This window comes from Vibrio lentus, assembly GCF_030409755.1.
GTDB classification, from domain to species: domain Bacteria; phylum Pseudomonadota; class Gammaproteobacteria; order Enterobacterales; family Vibrionaceae; genus Vibrio; species Vibrio lentus.
Window position 1 is genome coordinate 3,332,967 of record NZ_JAUFQE010000002.1, and the last position, 24,470, is coordinate 3,357,436.

Consider the following 24,470-nt stretch of genomic DNA (forward strand, 5'->3'; position numbering starts at 1 on the left):
TAGATGCCACAAGGCTTCAGCGAAGAATGTTAGTAAGGCAACTAGCTTTAAGCGATAATTCGCTTCTACTTTTAGAAAGTAGAAATTAATTTTCAAAAGTGTTTGACACTGAGAATTAAAACGCTAGAATAGCCGCCTGTTCCGAAGTGATGTAAGTCACAACGAAGAGAAGCTCTTTAACAATTTAAACCTATCAATCTGTGTGGGCACTCGTTGATGAATATCAAAACGTTATTGGTTCTTTTTCGAAAGAGCGTAATAACAGTTACTTCGGTAACAAACTTGATTTCAATGAACTGAGTGACCAATACGTTTAACTACTTGTAGTTATTCGGCACAGTCAATTCATTACCATTCTGTTGGAATGGTAATAGCTTTAGAATTACATGTTCATTTTCGAATGAATATTAGTTTTGAAGTCAGTATTCGTTGAGTCACAAAATCTTAAATTGAAGAGTTTGATCATGGCTCAGATTGAACGCTGGCGGCAGGCCTAACACATGCAAGTCGAGCGGAAACGACAACATTGAATCTTCGGAGGATTTGTTGGGCGTCGAGCGGCGGACGGGTGAGTAATGCCTAGGAAATTGCCTTGATGTGGGGGATAACCATTGGAAACGATGGCTAATACCGCATAATGCCTACGGGCCAAAGAGGGGGACCTTCGGGCCTCTCGCGTCAAGATATGCCTAGGTGGGATTAGCTAGTTGGTGAGGTAATGGCTCACCAAGGCGACGATCCCTAGCTGGTCTGAGAGGATGATCAGCCACACTGGAACTGAGACACGGTCCAGACTCCTACGGGAGGCAGCAGTGGGGAATATTGCACAATGGGCGAAAGCCTGATGCAGCCATGCCGCGTGTATGAAGAAGGCCTTCGGGTTGTAAAGTACTTTCAGTTGTGAGGAAGGGTGTGTAGTTAATAGCTGCGCATCTTGACGTTAGCAACAGAAGAAGCACCGGCTAACTCCGTGCCAGCAGCCGCGGTAATACGGAGGGTGCGAGCGTTAATCGGAATTACTGGGCGTAAAGCGCATGCAGGTGGTTCATTAAGTCAGATGTGAAAGCCCGGGGCTCAACCTCGGAACTGCATTTGAAACTGGTGAACTAGAGTGCTGTAGAGGGGGGTAGAATTTCAGGTGTAGCGGTGAAATGCGTAGAGATCTGAAGGAATACCAGTGGCGAAGGCGGCCCCCTGGACAGACACTGACACTCAGATGCGAAAGCGTGGGGAGCAAACAGGATTAGATACCCTGGTAGTCCACGCCGTAAACGATGTCTACTTGGAGGTTGTGGCCTTGAGCCGTGGCTTTCGGAGCTAACGCGTTAAGTAGACCGCCTGGGGAGTACGGTCGCAAGATTAAAACTCAAATGAATTGACGGGGGCCCGCACAAGCGGTGGAGCATGTGGTTTAATTCGATGCAACGCGAAGAACCTTACCTACTCTTGACATCCAGAGAAGCCAGCGGAGACGCAGGTGTGCCTTCGGGAGCTCTGAGACAGGTGCTGCATGGCTGTCGTCAGCTCGTGTTGTGAAATGTTGGGTTAAGTCCCGCAACGAGCGCAACCCTTATCCTTGTTTGCCAGCGAGTAATGTCGGGAACTCCAGGGAGACTGCCGGTGATAAACCGGAGGAAGGTGGGGACGACGTCAAGTCATCATGGCCCTTACGAGTAGGGCTACACACGTGCTACAATGGCGCATACAGAGGGCAGCAAGCTAGCGATAGTGAGCGAATCCCAAAAAGTGCGTCGTAGTCCGGATTGGAGTCTGCAACTCGACTCCATGAAGTCGGAATCGCTAGTAATCGTGAATCAGAATGTCACGGTGAATACGTTCCCGGGCCTTGTACACACCGCCCGTCACACCATGGGAGTGGGCTGCAAAAGAAGTGGGTAGTTTAACCTTTCGGGGAGGACGCTCACCACTTTGTGGTTCATGACTGGGGTGAAGTCGTAACAAGGTAGCCCTAGGGGAACCTGGGGCTGGATCACCTCCTTATACGAAGATAGTCACGATGAGTGTCCACACAGATTGATGGTTTAGATTTAGTTAAAGCCAGAGCTTTAATTAATAACGTAAGTTATTGATTAAAGCTTTTTGCTTTATGCTCTTTAACAATTTGGAAAGCTGACTGATTGATTTACTTACGAGTAATTCAATCAAATTTAAAAGTTCTCAATGTTTATCTTTATTGATAAACACAACAAACACATTCAAGTGTCTTGTATTCGAATCAAACGTTAGTTTGATTCACAATTGAGTCCGGCAAACAGTTATCAAGAATTAACCCTTCTTGATGACAACCAAAAACCTTGGTTAGTTGCCATACACTAAGACCCTTTCGGGTTGTATGGTTAAGTGACTAAGCGTACACGGTGGATGCCTTGGCAGTCAGAGGCGATGAAAGACGTAATAACTTGCGATAAGCCCAGATTAGGTAGTAATAACCTTTTGAGTCTGGGATTTCTGAATGGGGAAACCCACGTGCATAAGCACGTATCCTGTTGTGAATACATAGCAACAGGAGGCAAACCGGGGGAACTGAAACATCTAAGTACCCCGAGGAAGAGAAATCAACCGAGATTCCGAAAGTAGCGGCGAGCGAAATTGGATTAGCCCTTAAGCTTTTAATGATGCAGGTGAAGAGTCTGGAAAGTCTCGCAATAAAGGGTGATAGCCCCGTAACCGACACATCATAATCAGTGAAATCGAGTAGGGCGGGACACGTGATATCCTGTCTGAATATGGGGGGACCATCCTCCAAGGCTAAATACTACTGACTGACCGATAGTGAACCAGTACCGTGAGGGAAAGGCGAAAAGAACCCCTGTGAGGGGAGTGAAATAGAACCTGAAACCGTGTACGTACAAGCAGTAGGAGCACCTTCGTGGTGTGACTGCGTACCTTTTGTATAATGGGTCAGCGACTTAATTTTAGTAGCAAGGTTAACCGTTTAGGGGAGCCGTAGGGAAACCGAGTCTTAACTGGGCGTACAGTTGCTAGGATTAGACCCGAAACCAGGTGATCTAGCCATGGGCAGGTTGAAGGTTGAGTAACATCAACTGGAGGACCGAACCGACTAATGTTGAAAAATTAGCGGATGACTTGTGGCTAGGGGTGAAAGGCCAATCAAACCTGGAGATAGCTGGTTCTCCCCGAAAGCTATTTAGGTAGCGCCTCGGACGAATACTACTGGGGGTAGAGCACTGTTAAGGCTAGGGGGTCATCCCGACTTACCAACCCTTTGCAAACTCCGAATACCAGTAAGTACTATCCGGGAGACACACGGCGGGTGCTAACGTCCGTCGTGGAGAGGGAAACAACCCAGACCGCCAGCTAAGGTCCCAAAGTATAGCTAAGTGGGAAACGATGTGGGAAGGCTCAGACAGCCAGGATGTTGGCTTAGAAGCAGCCATCATTTAAAGAAAGCGTAATAGCTCACTGGTCGAGTCGGCCTGCGCGGAAGATGTAACGGGGCTAAGCTATACACCGAAGCTGCGGCTACGTACCTTAGGGTATGTGGGGTAGGGGAGCGTTCTGTAAGCCGTTGAAGGTGGTCTGTAAGGGCTGCTGGAGGTATCAGAAGTGCGAATGCTGACATGAGTAACGATAAAGGGAGTGAAAAACTCCCTCGCCGGAAGACCAAGGGTTCCTGTCCAACGTTAATCGGGGCAGGGTAAGTCGACTCCTAAGGCGAGGCCGAAAGGCGTAGTCGATGGGAAACGGGTTAATATTCCCGTACTTCTTACAATTGCGATGGGGGGACGGAGAAGGCTAGGTGGGCCTGGCGACGGTTGTCCAGGTTCAAGTATGTAGGCGGAAAGTTTAGGTAAATCCGGACTTTCTTAACGCTGAGATACGATGTCGAGCTACTACGGTAGTGAAGTCATTGATGCCATGCTTCCAGGAAAAGCCTCTAAGCTTCAGATTGTAAGGAATCGTACCCCAAACCGACACAGGTGGTCGGGTAGAGAATACCAAGGCGCTTGAGAGAACTCGGGTGAAGGAACTAGGCAAAATGGTACCGTAACTTCGGGAGAAGGTACGCTCTTATCAGTGAAGTCCCTTGCGGATGGAGCAGACGAGAGTCGCAGATACCAGGTGGCTGCAACTGTTTATTAAAAACACAGCACTGTGCAAAATCGTAAGATGACGTATACGGTGTGACGCCTGCCCGGTGCCGGAAGGTTAATTGATGGGGTTAGACTTCGGTCGAAGCTCTTGATCGAAGCCCCGGTAAACGGCGGCCGTAACTATAACGGTCCTAAGGTAGCGAAATTCCTTGTCGGGTAAGTTCCGACCTGCACGAATGGCGTAATGATGGCCACGCTGTCTCCACCCGAGACTCAGTGAAATTGAAATCGCTGTGAAGATGCAGTGTACCCGCGGCTAGACGGAAAGACCCCGTGAACCTTTACTACAGCTTGGCACTGAACATTGAACCTACATGTGTAGGATAGGTGGGAGACTATGAAACCGCGTCGCTAGATGTGGTGGAGTCGTCCTTGAAATACCACCCTTGTAGTTTTGATGTTCTAACGTTGGTCCCTGAATCGGGATTACGGACAGTGCCTGGTGGGTAGTTTGACTGGGGCGGTCTCCTCCCAAAGAGTAACGGAGGAGCACGAAGGTGGGCTAAACACGGTTGGACATCGTGTGGTTAGTGCAATGGCATAAGCCCGCTTGACTGCGAGAATGACAATTCGAGCAGGTGCGAAAGCAGGTCATAGTGATCCGGTGGTTCTGAATGGAAGGGCCATCGCTCAACGGATAAAAGGTACTCCGGGGATAACAGGCTGATACCGCCCAAGAGTTCATATCGACGGCGGTGTTTGGCACCTCGATGTCGGCTCATCACATCCTGGGGCTGAAGTCGGTCCCAAGGGTATGGCTGTTCGCCATTTAAAGTGGTACGCGAGCTGGGTTTAGAACGTCGTGAGACAGTTCGGTCCCTATCTGCCGTGGGCGTTGGAAAATTGAAAGGGGCTGCTCCTAGTACGAGAGGACCGGAGTGGACGAACCTCTGGTGTTCGGGTTGTCATGCCAATGGCATTGCCCGGTAGCTAAGTTCGGAATCGATAACCGCTGAAAGCATCTAAGCGGGAAGCGAGCCTTGAGATGAGTTTTCCCTGGCGCTATAAGCGTCCTAAAGGGTTGTCGTAGACTACGACGTTGATAGGCAGGGTGTGTAAGTGCTGCGAGGCATTGAGCTAACCTGTACTAATTGCCCGTGAGGCTTAACCATACAACACCCAAGGGGTTTTGTGGACTCAAAGAAATACCAAACGCTTGAATGAGTTTGAAGAGATACTTTTAAATCAGTTTTCCGAATTTTAAAATTTGCTTGGCGACCATAGCATTGTGGACCCACCTGATTCCATGCCGAACTCAGAAGTGAAACACAATAGCGCCGATGGTAGTGTGGGGCTTCCCCATGTGAGAGTAGGACATCGCCAGGCTTTAATTTCGACTTTGTCTATTTAATAGACAAGTCACCATAGAGTTCTAAGTTTTCTTAGAGTTTTATGTTGACTTTCAAAGTGGAAAGCGTATTATACGCGTCCTGCTTACGTGCTAAGGCACTGAAAGCAAAGCTCTTTAACAATTTAAACCTATCAATCTGTGTGGGCACTCGTTGATGAATATCAAAACGTTATTACTTAGGTAATAGCAGTTACTTCGGTAACACAATGATTTCAATGAACTGAGTGACCAATACGTTTAACTACTTGTAGTTATTCGGCACAGTCAATTCATTACCATTCTGTTGGAATGGTAATAGCTTTAGAATTACATGTTTACTTCGGTAAATATTAGTTTTGAAGTCAGTATTCGTTGAGTCACAAAATCTTAAATTGAAGAGTTTGATCATGGCTCAGATTGAACGCTGGCGGCAGGCCTAACACATGCAAGTCGAGCGGAAACGACATTATTGATTCTTCGGAGGATTTAATGGGCGTCGAGCGGCGGACGGGTGAGTAATGCCTAGGAAATTGCCTTGATGTGGGGGATAACCATTGGAAACGATGGCTAATACCGCATAATGCCTACGGGCCAAAGAGGGGGATCTTCGGACCTCTCGCGTCAAGATATGCCTAGGTGGGATTAGCTAGTTGGTGAGGTAATGGCTCACCAAGGCGACGATCCCTAGCTGGTCTGAGAGGATGATCAGCCACACTGGAACTGAGACACGGTCCAGACTCCTACGGGAGGCAGCAGTGGGGAATATTGCACAATGGGCGAAAGCCTGATGCAGCCATGCCGCGTGTATGAAGAAGGCCTTCGGGTTGTAAAGTACTTTCAGTTGTGAGGAAGGGTGTGTAGTTAATAGCTGCATATCTTGACGTTAGCAACAGAAGAAGCACCGGCTAACTCCGTGCCAGCAGCCGCGGTAATACGGAGGGTGCGAGCGTTAATCGGAATTACTGGGCGTAAAGCGCATGCAGGTGGTTCATTAAGTCAGATGTGAAAGCCCGGGGCTCAACCTCGGAACTGCATTTGAAACTGGTGAACTAGAGTGCTGTAGAGGGGGGTAGAATTTCAGGTGTAGCGGTGAAATGCGTAGAGATCTGAAGGAATACCAGTGGCGAAGGCGGCCCCCTGGACAGACACTGACACTCAGATGCGAAAGCGTGGGGAGCAAACAGGATTAGATACCCTGGTAGTCCACGCCGTAAACGATGTCTACTTGGAGGTTGTGGCCTTGAGCCGTGGCTTTCGGAGCTAACGCGTTAAGTAGACCGCCTGGGGAGTACGGTCGCAAGATTAAAACTCAAATGAATTGACGGGGGCCCGCACAAGCGGTGGAGCATGTGGTTTAATTCGATGCAACGCGAAGAACCTTACCTACTCTTGACATCCAGAGAAGCCAGCGGAGACGCAGGTGTGCCTTCGGGAGCTCTGAGACAGGTGCTGCATGGCTGTCGTCAGCTCGTGTTGTGAAATGTTGGGTTAAGTCCCGCAACGAGCGCAACCCTTATCCTTGTTTGCCAGCGAGTAATGTCGGGAACTCCAGGGAGACTGCCGGTGATAAACCGGAGGAAGGTGGGGACGACGTCAAGTCATCATGGCCCTTACGAGTAGGGCTACACACGTGCTACAATGGCGCATACAGAGGGCAGCAAGCTAGCGATAGTGAGCGAATCCCAAAAAGTGCGTCGTAGTCCGGATTGGAGTCTGCAACTCGACTCCATGAAGTCGGAATCGCTAGTAATCGTGAATCAGAATGTCACGGTGAATACGTTCCCGGGCCTTGTACACACCGCCCGTCACACCATGGGAGTGGGCTGCAAAAGAAGTGGGTAGTTTAACCTTTCGGGGAGGACGCTCACCACTTTGTGGTTCATGACTGGGGTGAAGTCGTAACAAGGTAGCCCTAGGGGAACCTGGGGCTGGATCACCTCCTTATACGAAGATAGTCACGATGAGTGTCCACACAGATTGATGGTTTAGAAAAGTTAAGAGATACTAGTGTCCCGTTCGTCTAGAGGCCTAGGACACCGCCCTTTCACGGCGGTAACAGGGGTTCGACTCCCCTACGGGATACCATCTTTAAGTATTCTCTTCTATCAGAGTATTTAAAAATGGTTCATTAGTTTGAATCAAGCTCTTTAACAATTTGGAAAGCTGACTGATTTGATTACTTACGAGTAATTCAAATCAAATTTAAAAGTTCTCAATGTTTATCTTTATTGATAAACACAACAAACACATTCAAGTGTCTTGTATTCGAATCAATGTTTACATTGATTCACAATTGAGTCCGGCAAACAGTCATCAGGAATTAACCCTTCTTGATGACAACCAAAAACCTTGGTTAGTTGCCATACACTAAGACCCTTTCGGGTTGTATGGTTAAGTGACTAAGCGTACACGGTGGATGCCTTGGCAGTCAGAGGCGATGAAAGACGTAATAACTTGCGATAAGCCCAGATTAGGTAGTAATAACCTTTTGAGTCTGGGATTTCTGAATGGGGAAACCCACGTGCATAAGCACGTATCCTGTTGTGAATACATAGCAACAGGAGGCAAACCGGGGGAACTGAAACATCTAAGTACCCCGAGGAAGAGAAATCAACCGAGATTCCGAAAGTAGCGGCGAGCGAAATTGGATTAGCCCTTAAGCTTTTAATGATGCAGGTGAAGAGTCTGGAAAGTCTCGCAATAAAGGGTGATAGCCCCGTAACCGACACATCATAATCAGTGAAATCGAGTAGGGCGGGACACGTGATATCCTGTCTGAATATGGGGGGACCATCCTCCAAGGCTAAATACTACTGACTGACCGATAGTGAACCAGTACCGTGAGGGAAAGGCGAAAAGAACCCCTGTGAGGGGAGTGAAATAGAACCTGAAACCGTGTACGTACAAGCAGTAGGAGCACCTTCGTGGTGTGACTGCGTACCTTTTGTATAATGGGTCAGCGACTTAATTTTAGTAGCAAGGTTAACCGTTTAGGGGAGCCGTAGGGAAACCGAGTCTTAACTGGGCGTACAGTTGCTAGGATTAGACCCGAAACCAGGTGATCTAGCCATGGGCAGGTTGAAGGTTGAGTAACATCAACTGGAGGACCGAACCGACTAATGTTGAAAAATTAGCGGATGACTTGTGGCTAGGGGTGAAAGGCCAATCAAACCTGGAGATAGCTGGTTCTCCCCGAAAGCTATTTAGGTAGCGCCTCGGACGAATACTACTGGGGGTAGAGCACTGTTAAGGCTAGGGGGTCATCCCGACTTACCAACCCTTTGCAAACTCCGAATACCAGTAAGTACTATCCGGGAGACACACGGCGGGTGCTAACGTCCGTCGTGGAGAGGGAAACAACCCAGACCGCCAGCTAAGGTCCCAAAGTATAGCTAAGTGGGAAACGATGTGGGAAGGCTCAGACAGCCAGGATGTTGGCTTAGAAGCAGCCATCATTTAAAGAAAGCGTAATAGCTCACTGGTCGAGTCGGCCTGCGCGGAAGATGTAACGGGGCTAAGCTATACACCGAAGCTGCGGCTACGTACCTTAGGGTATGTGGGGTAGGGGAGCGTTCTGTAAGCCGTTGAAGGTGGTCTGTAAGGGCTGCTGGAGGTATCAGAAGTGCGAATGCTGACATGAGTAACGATAAAGGGAGTGAAAAACTCCCTCGCCGGAAGACCAAGGGTTCCTGTCCAACGTTAATCGGGGCAGGGTAAGTCGACTCCTAAGGCGAGGCCGAAAGGCGTAGTCGATGGGAAACGGGTTAATATTCCCGTACTTCTTACAATTGCGATGGGGGGACGGAGAAGGCTAGGTGGGCCTGGCGACGGTTGTCCAGGTTCAAGTATGTAGGCGGAAAGTTTAGGTAAATCCGGACTTTCTTAACGCTGAGATACGATGTCGAGCTACTACGGTAGTGAAGTCATTGATGCCATGCTTCCAGGAAAAGCCTCTAAGCTTCAGATTGTAAGGAATCGTACCCCAAACCGACACAGGTGGTCGGGTAGAGAATACCAAGGCGCTTGAGAGAACTCGGGTGAAGGAACTAGGCAAAATGGTACCGTAACTTCGGGAGAAGGTACGCTCTTATCAGTGAAGTCCCTTGCGGATGGAGCAGACGAGAGTCGCAGATACCAGGTGGCTGCAACTGTTTATTAAAAACACAGCACTGTGCAAAATCGTAAGATGACGTATACGGTGTGACGCCTGCCCGGTGCCGGAAGGTTAATTGATGGGGTTAGACTTCGGTCGAAGCTCTTGATCGAAGCCCCGGTAAACGGCGGCCGTAACTATAACGGTCCTAAGGTAGCGAAATTCCTTGTCGGGTAAGTTCCGACCTGCACGAATGGCGTAATGATGGCCACGCTGTCTCCACCCGAGACTCAGTGAAATTGAAATCGCTGTGAAGATGCAGTGTACCCGCGGCTAGACGGAAAGACCCCGTGAACCTTTACTACAGCTTGGCACTGAACATTGAACCTACATGTGTAGGATAGGTGGGAGACTATGAAACCGCGTCGCTAGATGTGGTGGAGTCGTCCTTGAAATACCACCCTTGTAGTTTTGATGTTCTAACGTTGGTCCCTGAATCGGGATTACGGACAGTGCCTGGTGGGTAGTTTGACTGGGGCGGTCTCCTCCCAAAGAGTAACGGAGGAGCACGAAGGTGGGCTAAACACGGTTGGACATCGTGTGGTTAGTGCAATGGCATAAGCCCGCTTGACTGCGAGAATGACAATTCGAGCAGGTGCGAAAGCAGGTCATAGTGATCCGGTGGTTCTGAATGGAAGGGCCATCGCTCAACGGATAAAAGGTACTCCGGGGATAACAGGCTGATACCGCCCAAGAGTTCATATCGACGGCGGTGTTTGGCACCTCGATGTCGGCTCATCACATCCTGGGGCTGAAGTCGGTCCCAAGGGTATGGCTGTTCGCCATTTAAAGTGGTACGCGAGCTGGGTTTAGAACGTCGTGAGACAGTTCGGTCCCTATCTGCCGTGGGCGTTGGAAAATTGAAAGGGGCTGCTCCTAGTACGAGAGGACCGGAGTGGACGAACCTCTGGTGTTCGGGTTGTCATGCCAATGGCATTGCCCGGTAGCTAAGTTCGGAATCGATAACCGCTGAAAGCATCTAAGCGGGAAGCGAGCCTTGAGATGAGTTTTCCCTGGCGCTATAAGCGTCCTAAAGGGTTGTCGTAGACTACGACGTTGATAGGCAGGGTGTGTAAGTGCTGCGAGGCATTGAGCTAACCTGTACTAATTGCCCGTGAGGCTTAACCATACAACACCCAAGGGGTTTTGTGGACTCAAAGAAATACCAAACGCTTGAATGAGTTTGAAGAGATACTTTTAAATCAGTTTTCCGAATTTTAAAATTTGCTTGGCGACCATAGCATTGTGGACCCACCTGATTCCATGCCGAACTCAGAAGTGAAACACAATAGCGCCGATGGTAGTGTGGGGCTTCCCCATGTGAGAGTAGGACATCGCCAGGCTTTAAATTAAATCTTTAGGTTGACCGACCTGGAGATATGGACGCTCACTTAGTGAGTTGACCACTGCGGAGTGGTAGTTCAGTTGGTTAGAATACCGGCCTGTCACGCCGGGGGTCGCGGGTTCGAGTCCCGTCCACTCCGCCACTTATTCGATAACCTCGCCTAGTGCGAGGTTTTTTCGAATCTGAAGTAGTAAAAATTTTAGGGGTGTAGCTCCAATTGGCAGAGCAGCGGATTCCAAATCCGCGTGTTGGGAGTTCGAATCTCTCCACCCCTGCCATCTTCAAAGTGCATTTTTATGCATGAAAAAAAGGCCACTCATTGAGTGGCCTTTTTGCTATCTGCAATTTATTTTATCGACGTTTTTTTCGCTTCTTGGTGATGCTTTTTGCTTTCACAACACGCCCACCTTTGGCGAAGCGGTACCCCTTTTTTAACGTGCCGTTTCTTTTGACCCCTGTTTTAGCCATTCTTTTTACCCTCTAAAATTGTTTCAATGATGGTCAAGCGTTTATCTTGCTTCCATAACACAACGAGTAACGCTATCCAGGTCGGCGATAAGCCCATGCTGTTCAGTGAGACGAGTAGCTCCATTACTTACCCCTGAATTTAAATGAAAAGAACTCCAGTAAGTAACGCACCATAGAGCGAAAACCAAACGTGTCGATGACCACTGCGCCCACTATGTACCAATAGTATTCGGGCACAAATTCCAACGCTTTGAAGCCTTCTTGCACATGCTCGGCATAGTCTGGAATAAACGACAAGATGAGAGGAACAAACACCACTAAGAGAATGAACTCATCTTTAAGGCCGCGATCTTTGAGGCTCACCCTATCTAAATCGGCGGCCTTTTCATCACCAGACTGTAAACGCTTCACTTGAGCTTGGTGACGCTCTTGTTCGAGCTCATCTTGTCGCTTGAGAGCGTTCGCTTTATTGAGGCCATGCTGCTTATAGGCATCAATACCGCCGGTAATGAGGTTTGCGATGGCGCCTATCATGCGTAAACCCGTTTATCGAGTTCCACATGAGGCCCGTCTTTAAAGCTGACCCAATCCCCACCCCAGACAATAGGGACATTCAGCTCTTGCGCCGCTTGTTTAAACGCCCAACTGACTTGCTCGTAATAACTAAAGCCCCATGTGACTTTGTTGTTTTCGTCATACACGACAAAATCGATGGCATGCCCCGTTTGGTGCCGGCTTTTTTTGCTGTAGCCGTCTAATTGGCTGGCGCCTTTTTTGAAGAGGGCGTTTTGCTCTTCGGCCGTTCGCTTTCCCGAGGTAATCCCAAAATCAAAAGGGGTTAACTCTATCGCCCTGCGAACCACGCGCTTGAGATCGCCATGAACCCCAATCATGCGTGACTCACTTCTTGCTGATAACGCAAACTGACTAAGTGCCTTATCCACGGTTTTTTTGTTCATGAAATACACTCCTAGTAAAGTGAAGAGCACAGCGAGCGCACTCAACTTTTTAATGGCCATTATTCGAAGTCCGGTAACTGGGTCACCAGTAGCGCTCTGGCTGTTGCTCGCTTGGAGAGAACCTCTTGAGGCACGTCAGCACCGGTTTCTACTTGGCGTACTAAATAAAAATCGGTGGCTTCAAGATAGTGCTTTGCGAGCTGTTGGCGAGCGTAGCTCATGTTTTCCCATACAAGAGCCTCGTTAAGCACCACCTCTCCGTCTTGAACAAGGTAGTCATCCAAATTGCTTAATACGTTGTCGGTTAACTCAATATCAAGCGTCTCACAATCCTCTCTAGGTTGCGGTGCATTAACGGAGACAATGAGTCCCATGCGATTAACTTGTACTTTCATTGAATGAAGCCTCACTCTCTTTCATTACCCTTAAATCGACGCCTGAGCCCATTCGAACTTTTATTTTTGTTGCTCCTTTGGGGACAACAATCGTGTGTATTGGGGAGGTTATGGCGTCTCTAGTGGTTGATTCACCTAACTGATAAGTGCATTGCTGATTCATTAGAATGTCATTCTCATCATTGAGAGCCTCAATGTTATACCTTAGATAGGTTCTAAACGTCTCAATCGTAGATCGTCTTGAAGTTTCAACGTTTAGAGTGACTAATGAAAGCTCACAGGGTTGCAAAGGAAACTCCACACTATGGATTTGCAAAGCACTGTCTGTGTATGCCACTGAAAGAGTGCCATCTACATCAACAGATAGACCTTTGCCGCCGAGCGATGGGTTATAAGTTGGGTTATAAACGCTAATCATACGAACTCACCTAGGCGAACCTTGTCACCTGCCAGACCTTCTAGCATCACGGCCTTGTTACTTTTAATCAGCACATGACCGCCGGCGACAACCTCAATAAACCCTTGAACCAAAACAGAGCGATCATTATCTTGAGAGGCTTGAATAAAGAGTCCTTTTCGCTCTTCATTTCCCGCAATGCTTTGCTCGTCTCCCGTCAAATCCAGATGACCCGTATCGACCTTTTGCAAGGTGTAAAGGTCAGCGAGCTTCTCCACGGTTAGCGTGTCATTTTGAATGCGCGTCTTCACTTCTGCTTGAACGGCACTGACAGTGATGGGAGTTAAGATTTCGCTAATCGCGACGGAATTATTAATGTCGATTTTTTGAGATTTGGTGATGATGGGAATGTCTGCCACTTGATATTCAACTGTGACGGATTCCGCCTGATGGTTAAAAAGTTCAAGCTCATCAAAACGAGTGATATCCACCGTATCGCCCCGCCCGATTTCTGTAGGACGTAACGCGTCTCCGCGAAGCATCAGGGAATGACTGGCTTCACGAAGGATGAGGTATTTACCTGCCTGACCCGCGTTAAACTGAATGCTTTCGCCAGCGCTTAAGGTATGGAGTTGTTTCATTTCTTACGCCCCGATACTAAATAGGCCATGGTCATTAACGTACCGAGAATACCCACCATAAGAGACACGTTTTTCAACAGCTCATTATTGCTTTCGTTCTCACCCGTCTGCTCTCTTGCTTTGGATGCATTCGCCATGGCAATGGCGGCTTTGGTGGTTTCCGTTTGTTGACCTGCCATGGATTTAATCGAATCTATCGCGTGCTCACTCAGGTTCGTGTTTGCCCCTATCGCGTATTCACTCAGATCAGCGTTGGCCCCTAATGCACTCTCACCAAAACTAAACGCGCCATCCAGTGCGCTTTCACCAAAATTTAGCGACGCATCCACGCTATCTGACGCCAAATCTAAGGCGTTATGACCAAAGTTAAACGCCTCTTCTGCGGTCTTACCCGCCACTGCCATGGCACCGTGGTCAGTCATGCTTAAATTAATGTCAGAGTTTTCTATCCCTGACAGAGCAAAGCCGTTGTTATCACCACCAATACCCAGACTGTTGTTCTTGTTGGTGGTCGTGGTGATGGTTTTCGCATTGCTCTTTGATTTACTCCGTCCACCCATGTCATCAAACCTTATTTGTAATACGTGCTCATTCTTGTGGGTCTCAATCTCTCGCACGGGCAATTGCAATTTACGCTGAATATAGCGATAAGCGCCGCGCTGATTAAAGTGAGCGCGAATAGAATCAAACCCATTCGCCACTCCGTGATTGAGAGCACTGAGCGTCCCGATGGCCATGTCACCCGCTAAAGCCACCACAACCAACTCCTTAGCGCCAGAGGGGGATTGCTCGCCGCGTAACAACATGAACGTGTCTTCGACTCGATAGAGGGACTCTCGCCCCGCTTTCACTTCAATTTCAGCTTGCTTGAGGTAGTCACCAAGCGCTTTACTTAACTTCGGCTTGGCGTTTCCCCACGTTTCAGGAATTAAGTTACTTTCGAGTGAAAACATACAGCGCAAGAAGCGCTACGAGCGCTATTCCCCACCACGGTATGCCGTTATGACTGCCAAAGTTCATTGCGCCGGCCGTAAAGCCGCTGTTATTGGTGGTGTTGGAGGTGTTCCCAGACGTTGCGGGTCCCGAAGACCCGCCCGTCAAACCACCGCCACCCGTTAAAGAAGTCAATGAACCTAGCATTAGCGAAATACTCCCAATTTATAGGCAAGGTAGAGCAAAGCCATCACCGCAGTCGCGGTTAGGGTTTTGTTGAGCCCCTGGCTCACACCAAATCCGAGTGCTGTTCCAAGCCCAAGACCGCCTAAACCGATAAAAAGTAATGGCATGCGCTAATCCTTGAATAGAACAATGAGAAGAACCACCACCAAGAGCGCCGCTATCCCGCCACCGATATAAAGCAAGGTGTTATCTTTCACTACGGCAGAGCTACCTTGTGGGCTCGTCACGGCATTGCCGTTATTGTCGACCACTGGGGTGTTTGGCTGCTGCGTGGTGTTGGGATTAGACGAATTTGCGTTGTGACCAAATAACCAATCGGCATTTTCTCCCACGCTATCGAGTGCCCCTTCACCAAACTCCAACAGGTCATCAAAAAAGCTCATGCGTGCTCCTTAGTATTTACCTGCGAGCATTTCAGGGCGAACCACTTTGACCGATTCAACCAAAATAGGAATTGAGCCGGCGACGTCACTCGTGGTCACTGAAAACTTCAGATTAGAGCTGTGCTGTGTTGGGAAGAGCTCATCAATAGAAAAGCCACGCACAATCGGATCAAAATGAAAATAGCCCGCTTGTGGCGTACGTTCGTTCCGTTTGGCGTTCGCATTATTGATGAACTTGTTGGCTTCGTACTCTTTCACAAAGTCACGTTCAATTTCGAGCTTGGTGATCCCCGCGTGCATAAAGTGTGCACGGCGCAAACTGATTAACGGACTTGATACTAAGCTCGTAAACTCGTTTACCCCTGCGGCGTTCGCTGGCATGGTTTCACGCTTTATCATTGGAACCAAGATACGGGCAGGTTGCGCATTGGTGACCCAAGCATGAACCTGGATAGACAATGGCTCACCGCTGGCTTTCGCTTTGAACTGAATATCCAAATGAATGTTATCGCCCGCCTCCGTCACGAGTCCTGTGTAGCGAACCCCATTTTTAGTGCGAGCGGTAATGTCACTGAATGGGATCACGTAATGGCCATTCGTATGAGCACGTTGCTTGTAGCGCTCTAACATCAGGATTTCACTGCCCGTTAAGACATAGATTTCCTCTGCATTCAGCGTAATCGACAAGCGTTCAATCTCGGCGGCCTCGGCATTCGTCTCTAGCACTAACTCATGGTAAGTCGGCCCAACAGGAATAGGCAGCGTGCCTTTTTGTCCCCAAGCGGCCCCGACCATGGAATTCAGTTTGATTGGTTTTACTGACATGTTTGTCTCCCCTTAAAACCAGCCACGTTTGCCGTTGATGAGTTGTTTGACTGCTTCTAACGTTGAGACGTTATTAATGATGGCAATCATCAGTAAGGTCAGTACAACAGCAATCAAGATGTTTTTATGCTGAGCTTTCATACACTCCCCTGTCTCTCGACGTTGGATTTCGAACAGATACATTGAGTCTTTATAGAAGTGGAGTTACGTTTAAAAAGAAAGGGGAGTTAACCTATAGGTTGGACGGGTAACCTATAGGTTAAAAAGGTCGGTTATCGGTAGTTCAAATTGAGTCTTGAGCCTGACTGACAGTTCAGCGCCTTATGCTCAATATTACCGATACCATCACGGATCAAGAGGTATTCCGCGATTGGTTTTCCAATACGTTGCTTGTTGACCTTAGCGGATTTCAACGTCGCAATGGTATTCACATCCAACCCGCGTTTATCCGCGATCCATTGAGCATCACTCATAGAATTCACCGCGCCCACCCACCAAATGCTGGATTGCTCGGTCACGGTTTTCGGTACCTCTTGACCTCGTTGAAATATGGAGTGCACCACAAGGCCATACTGACGCCCGCCACGAAACAGCTCACCCGCACGACCTCGAAGTTTGCCAGAGGTTTCTACGCAGGAGGCTAACTCTTCAATCACCGTATAGAGCCGGCTTGCTCGGCCGTTACCGACCGACCACACCACTGACGCGAAAAATTCTAACTCTTCATAGGTTGCCCCATTGGCTGGAACGTACGCCAACTTAAACGAGCCGCCACGACGACGCGCTATCACCAGCGATTTCACAAACGCTAGACGTGACTTCGTGCCATGGCACATTTGCCCTTGAAATTTACTCCCCGCGTAGTTGGTGTAGGGGTCAAAAAAGACCGCTTGTGCGGTTTTAGGGATTAACCCTAAATACTTAACGGCTGAGGTTTTTCCTCCTCCCGTTCCCGCTACATAGAGGGTGTGTTCAGCATCAAAGGATGGGTTAGCGTTAATGGGATTCGGTAGGGCTAGGGGGGTTGGTTTGTTCACTCTCGACCTCCTTGGCCTGCATCAATACGGTCATTTGTTGTTTAGACGAGTAGATCAAGCCCAAAACAGCAAGCAGTAGCGTGGCCTCTTCAATATAGTCCCCAAACACTCCCATCAAGGTTGAACCATGCTTTGCAAAGACCGGTTGCGCGGCATCAATGACGGCTTGTTTACCTTTACCGTCAAATTCAAACTCAACCCCTGAAATAATGGACGTGGCTTGTTCGGTCAAGGCGAACACAATATCCAGTAACCCCGCCATGGCTTCGGTTTTATCTTCAGTGACGGTTTCGGTTGAATCGGTTAGGTTAACCGAATCGGTCTCGCCTTGTTCTTGTTGTTCAAGCTGATCAATGACCGCCCCAAAATCCCCCCAATCATCCACCGCCGCAGGCTCATCCAACAAGACCTCATTCGTTTGCTCCATGCTCCCCTCCTTGCGCTGGTTCGGTTGTGGCTTTCGGTTTGGGTAGCAGTTGAGAAAATGCCCAGATGAGGAAGATAACTGATACCAACGCTGTTATGACTCGTTTAAAGGAAAACGTGCTTTGGGTGTTTTCAGCTTCTTCATCGTCGGCGGTTTCGGTTACCTCTCGGTTGGAAACCGCGTCTTTACTGGTTTCCTGTGTTTCTTCCTGTTCGGTTAACCCCTCGGTTAGTTCGGTTACCTCTGTTCGGTTAGGTTCGGTTATCAAAACCGGATCAACCACCGACAGTTTTTCGGTGACCGTCGGTTGAAGTTCGGTTGAGTCAGCGACAAGATTCGCTTTAATGAACTTGGTCACTTCATGGCTATGTGAGCTGTTACCGCACTTTGGGCAACGGTAATACATCAACCCGATGTTGCGGCTGTTTTTAGGCGGCTCCCCTGTAGCAATCAGTTTCCCTTCACCCACTTGATGGGCGCTGGCGACCGACTGACAAACTGGACAAGATATATACCCACGGGTTGGGTTTTTATGTTCAGCCATGATCTACCTCTGCACTTTCAATCTCATCAAGCTGCTGCTTTTGAACCTCTACGACTGAGCGGTATTTCAGGCGAGCCACCCCATTGAGCTTTTCGAGGTGTTCAAGCTGCTCAAACAAGTTAACGGGAAGGCCTAACGCCTCCAGTGAAAGGTTGCCACTCATCAACATTCCCATGGCTTTTTTCATGAGTGCGCCGGTGTCCATTTCTTTAAAACGGTCAATTTCCACTTTTAGGCTGGCTGTCAGCTTATCAGCCGCATCGAGGGCTGCTAAATCTCGTTGACACTCCTCAAGCGATAGTCTTTTCATTGTCTTCCTCTGTCTCTCGACGTTGGTATTGGATAAAAGGCCCCTGATTCACATCGTTGGCGTGGGTTAAGTCACTCCCAACCGTCCATTTATCAGGCTGAGAGTGGTGTGCTTATCAATGGGAATTTTCGCCCCCATCGATAACGGTTTAAGCAAGCATTGAACCCCTTTTACGCTCCAACCCGTCACGTCCATCAAGGCTTTTTCGAGCGGGGATATCTCCATTTCCGGCGGTGGGTTACACTTATTTTCAGTGCTCCAAGGGACAGCGCTCCGCGCTTTTTTCCACGCGTCCACATCGCACTTCGCCACCACAGAAAAGTGATCGCGGCAGGTCTCGATCACGTGACCTAACCATTCCAACCCGATCACCCGCTTGGTGGTTTCGCCATACTGGTTAATCTGCGTTTCATGGGCGAGTCGTAAATCCCCAATGTGCTGAGTAAATTCTTTCCATCGTGATTTATCTGCATGCTCATGTAGGTCGATTAACGCTTCATCAATCGCCACATCGGCTTTGTTCGCGCGCCTGAGTTGTCGCCATAGACCCACCGCTGGGGAGCCCGATTGAGAGAACTGTTTGATGCCCCACGCACTGGCCCAAGCGCGGACAGAAAGAGCCTTACTGGCCGCGTTACCCTCTGGGAGATGCGCCCCGTTGATGTTCTTAGAGATGTATTTAATGATGTAGCCAGTAGCGCTGCCTTTCTTAGGGTGGCAAGGTTTCGCGTGAAAACGGGCTTTGCGTTTCTTTTTGTTGTAGAGCTCGTCGGCATCTTCACTTCGGGAAATCTTTGCACAAATACGCATGAGTTCGACTTTGTATTCTGCAGGGCAATAGACAAAGGCATGAAGATGAGGTGTGCCGTCTTTGTGGGGCTCGGCCACCCGTAGGCCAAACCAAGGAATGTCTTGTTTGGCGAAGTGGGCGCGGGCCAGTCTCCATTGCTCCATGAGGTTTTGATGCGCTTCTTTGACGGTGCAGCCGTTCCACTTAGGCGAATTACGGTGATATTGGGAGGGCAACGTCCAAGTGATGAAGACCCCTTCGAATCCCATATCGATCGCCCGCTCTTCATCCCCGCGACTGCGAACCACCAACTCAATGTATCGATTTTCTGGATTGGCGGTCGTGCGAGAGGCCACCTCATCGAGATTGAATTCTTGCAGGGTGTCGTGGTTGATGACCACCATGCTTTTCATGAAGGCTTCGGATTCGCGTAATTGCTGCTTGAAGTTGGAGAGAGTCAGGCGCGACACATTGCAATGTTGGCTGGGTTTGTCCCCGACATTGCCAAGGGTGACTTGAGCATGTTCAATGTAGCGCTTGCGAAGGCGTTTGAATTTACGCACTAAGTTTTTAGGGTCTATACAACGACGAATCGCGCACTCTAATAAGATCTCAGCGTCACGAACCGTGAGCGTTTGACCGATATCACGCGTGTCGGCACTCGGAGGCTCGATGAAGACCTTGAGCATCAAATCTCGGATTTGTTCAAAGGCATAGTGCAGGGCGTGATAGTAATCGGTGGGGCTCTCAGGAATGCCATCAATACGCGCTTCGGTGTCGGTCACGGCAATATCATTGATGATATCGACAAAGGCCACAGTGAGTTGAATGGCGAAATTTTTAAGCGCATCATCGCTCATCAAGATGTCGTGAGTCAGTTCGAGCGGTTTGGGCTCATGGCTGACGAAACCAAACGGGAATTTTTGGGTAAAGTGGTGGACGACGTTATCCACAAAGCTCACGCGTTCGGTGATGAATAAGGCGAGATTACGGTCGGTCGGATTGCTGCGCTTTTTCCTCAGCCCTAATTTAAGTTCCAGATCTTGACGCATCATCACCGGCAGGTGCGCTGTGAGATTGGAGACATACTGACTTAACGACAGATTGATGTTGGGTTGATGGAATCGTTTGTAGGTACTCATAGTCCAACCTTAAGTTTTTCCTTTACTCACTGTTCCCCAAGGCTCGATACAACCTCGTTCGGTGCAGTTGTAATTCAAGGGTTTAGGCGTCGGTTTAACGCGCTTTTTAATGCCGTGCTTTTCTCTTAGCTTCGATATTAAGAAACACGCTCTCTCGGTTTTTTCTGGGTCAAAGTCTTTGAGCCCTTCCATATCGGGGCAGGGCTTGTGTATGGGGTCGGTGATAGGCAGCTCTGCGATAGACACTGCCTCTTTGTAAGTAACGTCACTCATACTTATTTTTCTAAGTGCTTTAGTACATTCATGGCTTCAAGCGATTGATTGCGAACATGCACCCAAAAGCTTTGATTTGCTTGCTTTTCAAGAGACAAGCAAGCGTTAACTTTTGGCGTGACTCTTCGTGTAGCGTAATCAAAAAGCTCTTTAGCTTCTTCGTAGGTGTTAACGTCGATATTGATAGAGTAAATTTGTGTTTCCATGACTCCCCCTGCACAACAATGCGCAAATCACCTTCAAGCGGGATGATGGCAAGATGGTAAGTCAGGCCATGGACTGCCTGAATTCATGATGCGATAAACATCCGCTTCATTCTCTTTTTCATCAAGAGAGTCGGCATAGAATCCCCAGTAACGCTTAACCCTTTCCGCTTTGCCGTCTAAGCCAGTATCGAGGCATTGAATGAACGCAAATCCGCGCCCGTGGGTTCGGGCAAAGTGGAGCTGGCATTTTGGGTGATTGCTGTCATAGACAAGGTTGTTCTCGGTTTGGACTTTCATTGGGCTAACTCCTTGCAGGGTGCTTCGTTGAACAAGTACATTTTTGTGCAAGCGTTATCGATGGATTGGGCTAAGCGGTGTTCGCCGCTGGTTTCGGCGTAAACGCGCACTTCATGTAAACGCTCAAGAATCGATTCATGAATGAGCTCAGACTGCGCTTGAGTCACCAAGCTTGATGGGGCGCTTTCTTTTAGGCAGTGCATATCTTGGTGATACGCCTCCACCCAAAAACGGTAAAGGTGTTGAGTGACGTCGGCGTGAGTCATGGGCTTATCCTTGTACGACTATGCGCAAATCACCCTCAAGCGGGAGATGGCAAGATTGGTGGCCATGAACGACGCAGGGTGACCGGCTCGCTCTTCCATTTCTGACACGGCATACGAGAAATTCGAGGAGTGCTCATTGGCTGGCACGACTTCCACCGGTAGGCATTTTTGGTTTGAGAAGATTAGAATGAGAGGGGTCATGATTTCTTCCTCAATATCGACAGTTTGAATTGTCCCGCTTCCATGCGGGCGGCGAGTTCAACGAGGTCGACATACCGTTTTCCTGCATCGAGTTCTTTTTCTATTTCGGGTAAATCAGCGTTATCAAGACGATCGAGTACCTGTCTTTCACTCATTCCGTGAGAACGTGCAAATAAAGGCACAGACATGAATAACGCGGGCAGCATTGGCATGTGATATCCTCCTAGGTTTGATGATTTTCGTGAAATACACGGAAATAGAGTTACTTATTTCTGCTACGCCATTTGTAGTAGTTGGCATTTAAGCTACGTCATATGTAGTAGTGAGGTCAAGTGTGGAATTAGGAAAAAAAATCAAAGCGATACGAATTGCGGAGAGGTTAAGTCAGGAAGAAATGTCACAACTTATTGATATATCAGTAGGAGCTCAGCGAAATTACGAACAAGAAAGAAGAGAACCAAAAGGTGATTTTTTGATGAAGATCACAAAGCATGAGCGCTTCAAAAAGTATACCTATTGGTTGATGACCGATGAAGTTCTCCCTGAGTCGGGCCAGATTAGTCCCGACTTCTCTATACTATCAGAGCTCGGAATTGTCGAAAAAACAACCAGCAACAAGAAACTTGCCTAACGGTTTGCTTGCTTAAATACTATCGTTGGGGGAAGAATGATTTTAAAGAAGAATGCGAATTATTATTCAAGTCTGGCCCCTAATCAGGTGTTTGAGAGTGAACGAAAGGCCATGCAACTTGATAAGCGGTTAGCTTTAAAACTTGAGCGAGAATGTGCGGGTAAGGACTTTAGGACGCTGGATGAATTGATCACGCTTTGGTATCGAATGCACGGTAAGACGCTACGCGATCATATTAGGTTGAGAAAGAGTCTTTATCGAATATCAGAGCGTTTGGGTAACCCCATTGCGAGCGATTTCACCAGTAAAGATTTTGCGCATTACCGAGAGCAACGCAGTATCGAAGTGACGACGACCACCATAAACCGAGAGCATGCCTATCTTAGGGCGATGTTTAACGAGTTGGAGAGGTTAGGGGTGATTGAGTTTGATAATCCGCTGACTAAAATTCGTCAGTTTAAAGAGCGTGAAAAAGAGTTGAGGTATTTGGAGCATGATGAGATCGCAAGGCTCTTGGATTCTTGTCAAACGTTCAGTAACCGGTCTTTGGTGTTCATCGTGAAAATTTGCTTAGCAACGGGGGCTAGGTGGGGGGAAGCGGAAGCGCTTAAGCCCTCACAAATGAAAAATAATCAGATCACGTTTTTGAATACCAAATCATCTAAGAATCGCACCGTGCCGATTAATCAAATACTGTATGGTGAATTAAGCGCTCTTGAGCCTATCAGTGAAGAGCGCATGTTTTTGAATAGCTTATCGACTTTTCGAAAGGCGGTTGCAGAGGCCAATATTGATTTACCGAAAGGACAAATGACTCACGTTCTACGTCATACCTTTGCGAGTCATTATGTGATGAACGGCGGCAATATTGTGAAGTTAAGGGATGTTCTTGGCCATACTGAGATCACAACGACCATGCGTTATGCGCATTTGGCTCCTGAACATTTAGAAGAAACTTTGACGCTGAATCCTTTGAATCAACATCAAGATAATATCCTCTTAGGATAAAAGTTTATTTATCCCATCCATTGAATTTGAGCTTCGCTTGAAGTTTCAAAAGCCCTTCTTGTTGTAATTGTCTTACCCTTTCTCTAGATAAGCCGTACATTTTTCCCAAGTCCTCAAGAGTTAAGGTGTCTTTATTAAAAAGCCCAAATCGATGGGCAATGATACGTTGGTGTTTTACTGGTAGTGAAAGGACGACTGTTTCCAAGCTTTTTAGTAGTTCTTTGTTTTGGTATGCCTTGTCCGGTTCTGGGAATGTTTTTGAGATACATGTTTCAAGGTTGCCATATTCTCTGTTGGTAATATCGACAGAGAAATTTGACTGAATATATCCACTTATTTGAAGAAGTTCGCTGACATGTTTATGGGTACTTTCCGTTTGTTCGGTAATTTCTTTAACAGAGGGAGGTCGGTTTAAGCTAGACAGCATTTTATCAGTTTGTCGAGATAGTCGGTTTATTTCTTTTATAATGTGGATAGGAACCCGTACTGTTCGTTCTGTATTCATTAGAGAGGATTCTATACTTTCTCGAATCCACCAAACTGCATAGGTACTAAAACGAAAACCTTTCTTGTGGTCAAATTTTTCTACAGCTTTGATTAATCCTAGATTCCCTTCTGCTATTAAATCCAAGAGAGTATGGTTATGTAGCCTTTTCTTGGTATATTTTTGGGCGATTTTAACCACTAGCCTCAAATTGGCCTCAATCAAGACATCCCTAGCTAGTTTGTCTCCTTGATGAACAAGCGTCATATAATGATACTCTTGCTCTGGTGTAAGTCGTTCGACCTCCACAATGTCTTTGATATATAGAGAGTAACAATCAGTATTTAAGCTATTTTCTGTTATCAAAAAACTATCCCTCATCGTTTAGTGCCCAAGCAACTTAGTGTGTCTTGGACTTATTCCTTTGAATTACACCGGAAATGTTAGTCGTTTTCCTGTTATGCATCAAACATCATAGTCTTGTTTTTTGATTCTTCTTAAAAATTTAATTTTAAAGTGGGGTAGTTTGTCGAAGCAAGGAATACAGAAATAGCAGGAAATACCTGTATTTCTATTTTTCTTCTTTGGTAAGGGTATGATTTTTATATTGGTTTTTAGAATTCCAAATCCGCGTGTTGGGAGT

26 protein-coding genes, 3 tRNA genes and 6 rRNA genes are annotated in these 24,470 nt (G+C 47.8%); 12 read left to right on the forward strand and 23 right to left on the reverse strand.

Annotation, left to right across the window (positions count from 1 at the left end; genetic code table 11):
- Nucleotides 1-446: 446 nt before the first annotated feature.
- The 10 genes from QWZ07_RS23720 to QWZ07_RS23765 all read left to right on the forward strand — a co-directional run bounded on the left by QWZ07_RS23720 (nt 447) and on the right by QWZ07_RS23765 (nt 11,242).
- Nucleotides 447-2,001, forward strand: a 16S ribosomal RNA gene (locus tag QWZ07_RS23720).
- 354 nt (nt 2,002-2,355) lie between these two features.
- Nucleotides 2,356-5,248 (forward strand): 23S ribosomal RNA (locus tag QWZ07_RS23725).
- Between the two features lie 98 nt (nt 5,249-5,346).
- Nucleotides 5,347-5,462, forward strand: a 5S ribosomal RNA gene (gene rrf, locus QWZ07_RS23730).
- 393 nt (nt 5,463-5,855) lie between these two features.
- Nucleotides 5,856-7,410, forward strand: a 16S ribosomal RNA gene (locus QWZ07_RS23735).
- Between the two features lie 65 nt (nt 7,411-7,475).
- Nucleotides 7,476-7,551 (forward strand) — tRNA-Glu (locus QWZ07_RS23740).
- Between the two features lie 130 nt (nt 7,552-7,681).
- Nucleotides 7,682-7,837 carry a hypothetical protein gene (locus tag QWZ07_RS23745; RefSeq protein WP_226980825.1) on the forward strand — a complete coding sequence of 52 codons (156 nt, stop codon included), beginning with the start codon at nt 7,682-7,684 and terminating at the stop codon, nt 7,835-7,837.
- A gap of 18 nt (nt 7,838-7,855) precedes the next feature.
- Nucleotides 7,856-10,748: ribosomal RNA gene (locus QWZ07_RS23750) — 23S ribosomal RNA — on the forward strand.
- 98 nt (nt 10,749-10,846) lie between these two features.
- Nucleotides 10,847-10,962 (forward strand): 5S ribosomal RNA (gene rrf, locus QWZ07_RS23755).
- The 16S, 23S and 5S rRNA genes sit together here with 3 tRNA genes alongside, the layout of an rRNA operon.
- Before the next feature lie 67 nt (nt 10,963-11,029).
- Nucleotides 11,030-11,106: transfer RNA gene (locus QWZ07_RS23760), tRNA-Asp, on the forward strand.
- Nucleotides 11,107-11,165: 59 nt separating this feature from the next.
- Nucleotides 11,166-11,242, forward strand: a tRNA-Trp gene (locus QWZ07_RS23765).
- A gap of 182 nt (nt 11,243-11,424) precedes the next feature.
- On the opposite strand, the gene QWZ07_RS23770 is transcribed toward QWZ07_RS23765, so the two are convergent.
- From QWZ07_RS23770 to QWZ07_RS23875, 22 genes are all read right to left on the reverse strand, one after another.
- Complete coding sequence (locus QWZ07_RS23770) at nt 11,425-11,556, reverse strand: hypothetical protein (protein ID WP_258166914.1); 132 nt, start codon at nt 11,554-11,556, stop codon at nt 11,425-11,427.
- A complete protein-coding gene (locus QWZ07_RS23775) occupies nt 11,556-11,966 on the reverse strand; it encodes a hypothetical protein (protein WP_192854173.1) in 411 nt (136 codons plus the stop codon). Before QWZ07_RS23775 ends, QWZ07_RS23770 begins: the two co-directional genes overlap by 1 nt.
- The gene (locus tag QWZ07_RS23780; protein WP_048666341.1) at nt 11,963-12,391 is read right to left on the reverse strand and encodes a M15 family metallopeptidase; all 429 of its coding nucleotides are present in this window, start codon (nt 12,389-12,391) and stop codon (nt 11,963-11,965) included. The genes QWZ07_RS23775 and QWZ07_RS23780 overlap by 4 nt, the downstream gene beginning before the upstream one ends.
- 59 nt (nt 12,392-12,450) lie before the next feature.
- On the reverse strand, nt 12,451-12,786 hold the full coding sequence (locus QWZ07_RS23785) for a hypothetical protein (RefSeq protein ID WP_192854172.1): 336 nt from the start codon (nt 12,784-12,786) through the stop codon (nt 12,451-12,453).
- Nucleotides 12,770-13,204 carry a hypothetical protein gene (locus QWZ07_RS23790; RefSeq protein ID WP_192854171.1) on the reverse strand — a complete coding sequence of 145 codons (435 nt, stop codon included), beginning with the start codon at nt 13,202-13,204 and terminating at the stop codon, nt 12,770-12,772. Before QWZ07_RS23790 ends, QWZ07_RS23785 begins: the two co-directional genes overlap by 17 nt.
- The gene (locus QWZ07_RS23795) at nt 13,201-13,824 is read right to left on the reverse strand and encodes a hypothetical protein (RefSeq protein ID WP_048669407.1); all 624 of its coding nucleotides are present in this window, start codon (nt 13,822-13,824) and stop codon (nt 13,201-13,203) included. Before QWZ07_RS23795 ends, QWZ07_RS23790 begins: the two co-directional genes overlap by 4 nt.
- The gene (locus QWZ07_RS23800) at nt 13,821-14,777 is read right to left on the reverse strand and encodes a hypothetical protein (protein WP_192854170.1); all 957 of its coding nucleotides are present in this window, start codon (nt 14,775-14,777) and stop codon (nt 13,821-13,823) included. The genes QWZ07_RS23795 and QWZ07_RS23800 overlap by 4 nt, the downstream gene beginning before the upstream one ends.
- Entirely contained in the window at nt 14,758-14,964 is a 207-nt protein-coding gene (locus QWZ07_RS23805) for a hypothetical protein (RefSeq protein ID WP_048669409.1), read from the reverse strand. Before QWZ07_RS23805 ends, QWZ07_RS23800 begins: the two co-directional genes overlap by 20 nt.
- Nucleotides 14,964-15,110, reverse strand: a complete 147-nt coding sequence (locus tag QWZ07_RS23810) for a hypothetical protein (protein WP_165919940.1) — start codon at nt 15,108-15,110, stop codon at nt 14,964-14,966. The genes QWZ07_RS23805 and QWZ07_RS23810 overlap by 1 nt, the downstream gene beginning before the upstream one ends.
- A gap of 3 nt (nt 15,111-15,113) precedes the next feature.
- Nucleotides 15,114-15,386 (reverse strand): hypothetical protein, encoded by a 273-nt coding sequence (locus tag QWZ07_RS23815; protein WP_132715530.1) that lies wholly within the window; start codon nt 15,384-15,386, stop codon nt 15,114-15,116.
- Between the two features lie 9 nt (nt 15,387-15,395).
- Nucleotides 15,396-16,211 (reverse strand): major capsid protein P2, encoded by an 816-nt coding sequence (locus QWZ07_RS23820; protein ID WP_192854169.1) that lies wholly within the window; start codon nt 16,209-16,211, stop codon nt 15,396-15,398.
- A 12-nt stretch (nt 16,212-16,223) separates the two neighbouring features.
- Nucleotides 16,224-16,352 carry a hypothetical protein gene (locus QWZ07_RS23825; protein WP_017081565.1) on the reverse strand — a complete coding sequence of 43 codons (129 nt, stop codon included), beginning with the start codon at nt 16,350-16,352 and terminating at the stop codon, nt 16,224-16,226.
- A 131-nt stretch (nt 16,353-16,483) separates the two neighbouring features.
- Nucleotides 16,484-17,248, reverse strand: coding sequence for a hypothetical protein (locus QWZ07_RS23830; RefSeq protein WP_192854168.1), 765 nt, complete (start codon nt 17,246-17,248; stop codon nt 16,484-16,486).
- A complete protein-coding gene (locus QWZ07_RS23835; protein ID WP_192854167.1) occupies nt 17,208-17,675 on the reverse strand; it encodes a hypothetical protein in 468 nt (155 codons plus the stop codon). Before QWZ07_RS23835 ends, QWZ07_RS23830 begins: the two co-directional genes overlap by 41 nt.
- A complete protein-coding gene (locus tag QWZ07_RS23840; RefSeq protein WP_192854166.1) occupies nt 17,659-18,219 on the reverse strand; it encodes a hypothetical protein in 561 nt (186 codons plus the stop codon). Before QWZ07_RS23840 ends, QWZ07_RS23835 begins: the two co-directional genes overlap by 17 nt.
- The gene (locus QWZ07_RS23845) at nt 18,212-18,529 is read right to left on the reverse strand and encodes a hypothetical protein (protein WP_192854165.1); all 318 of its coding nucleotides are present in this window, start codon (nt 18,527-18,529) and stop codon (nt 18,212-18,214) included. The genes QWZ07_RS23840 and QWZ07_RS23845 overlap by 8 nt, the downstream gene beginning before the upstream one ends.
- 66 nt (nt 18,530-18,595) lie before the next feature.
- Nucleotides 18,596-20,461, reverse strand: a complete 1,866-nt coding sequence (locus tag QWZ07_RS23850; protein ID WP_192854164.1) for a replication endonuclease — start codon at nt 20,459-20,461, stop codon at nt 18,596-18,598.
- 9 nt (nt 20,462-20,470) lie between these two features.
- A complete protein-coding gene (locus QWZ07_RS23855) occupies nt 20,471-20,734 on the reverse strand; it encodes a hypothetical protein (protein WP_132715524.1) in 264 nt (87 codons plus the stop codon).
- 2 nt (nt 20,735-20,736) lie between these two features.
- Nucleotides 20,737-20,940 (reverse strand): hypothetical protein, encoded by a 204-nt coding sequence (locus QWZ07_RS23860; RefSeq protein WP_048657929.1) that lies wholly within the window; start codon nt 20,938-20,940, stop codon nt 20,737-20,739.
- A gap of 33 nt (nt 20,941-20,973) precedes the next feature.
- Complete coding sequence (locus QWZ07_RS23865; protein WP_048657930.1) at nt 20,974-21,237, reverse strand: hypothetical protein; 264 nt, start codon at nt 21,235-21,237, stop codon at nt 20,974-20,976.
- Nucleotides 21,234-21,503, reverse strand: a complete 270-nt coding sequence (locus tag QWZ07_RS23870) for a hypothetical protein (protein WP_102560483.1) — start codon at nt 21,501-21,503, stop codon at nt 21,234-21,236. Before QWZ07_RS23870 ends, QWZ07_RS23865 begins: the two co-directional genes overlap by 4 nt.
- 197 nt (nt 21,504-21,700) lie before the next feature.
- Entirely contained in the window at nt 21,701-21,916 is a 216-nt protein-coding gene (locus QWZ07_RS23875; protein WP_192854163.1) for a hypothetical protein, read from the reverse strand.
- Between the two features lie 122 nt (nt 21,917-22,038).
- On the opposite strand from QWZ07_RS23875, the gene QWZ07_RS23880 reads away from it, so the two are divergent.
- Together QWZ07_RS23880 and QWZ07_RS23885 are read left to right on the forward strand one after the other, a co-directional pair.
- Nucleotides 22,039-22,335, forward strand: coding sequence for a helix-turn-helix domain-containing protein (locus QWZ07_RS23880; RefSeq protein ID WP_048669588.1), 297 nt, complete (start codon nt 22,039-22,041; stop codon nt 22,333-22,335).
- A gap of 36 nt (nt 22,336-22,371) precedes the next feature.
- On the forward strand, nt 22,372-23,343 hold the full coding sequence (locus tag QWZ07_RS23885; protein WP_192854162.1) for a phage integrase: 972 nt from the start codon (nt 22,372-22,374) through the stop codon (nt 23,341-23,343).
- A 4-nt stretch (nt 23,344-23,347) separates the two neighbouring features.
- On the opposite strand, the gene QWZ07_RS23890 is transcribed toward QWZ07_RS23885, so the two are convergent.
- Nucleotides 23,348-24,193: a sigma-70 family RNA polymerase sigma factor gene (locus QWZ07_RS23890; protein ID WP_225998558.1), complete on the reverse strand. Its 846-nt coding sequence runs from the start codon at nt 24,191-24,193 to the stop codon at nt 23,348-23,350.
- Nucleotides 24,194-24,470 lie beyond the last annotated feature (277 nt).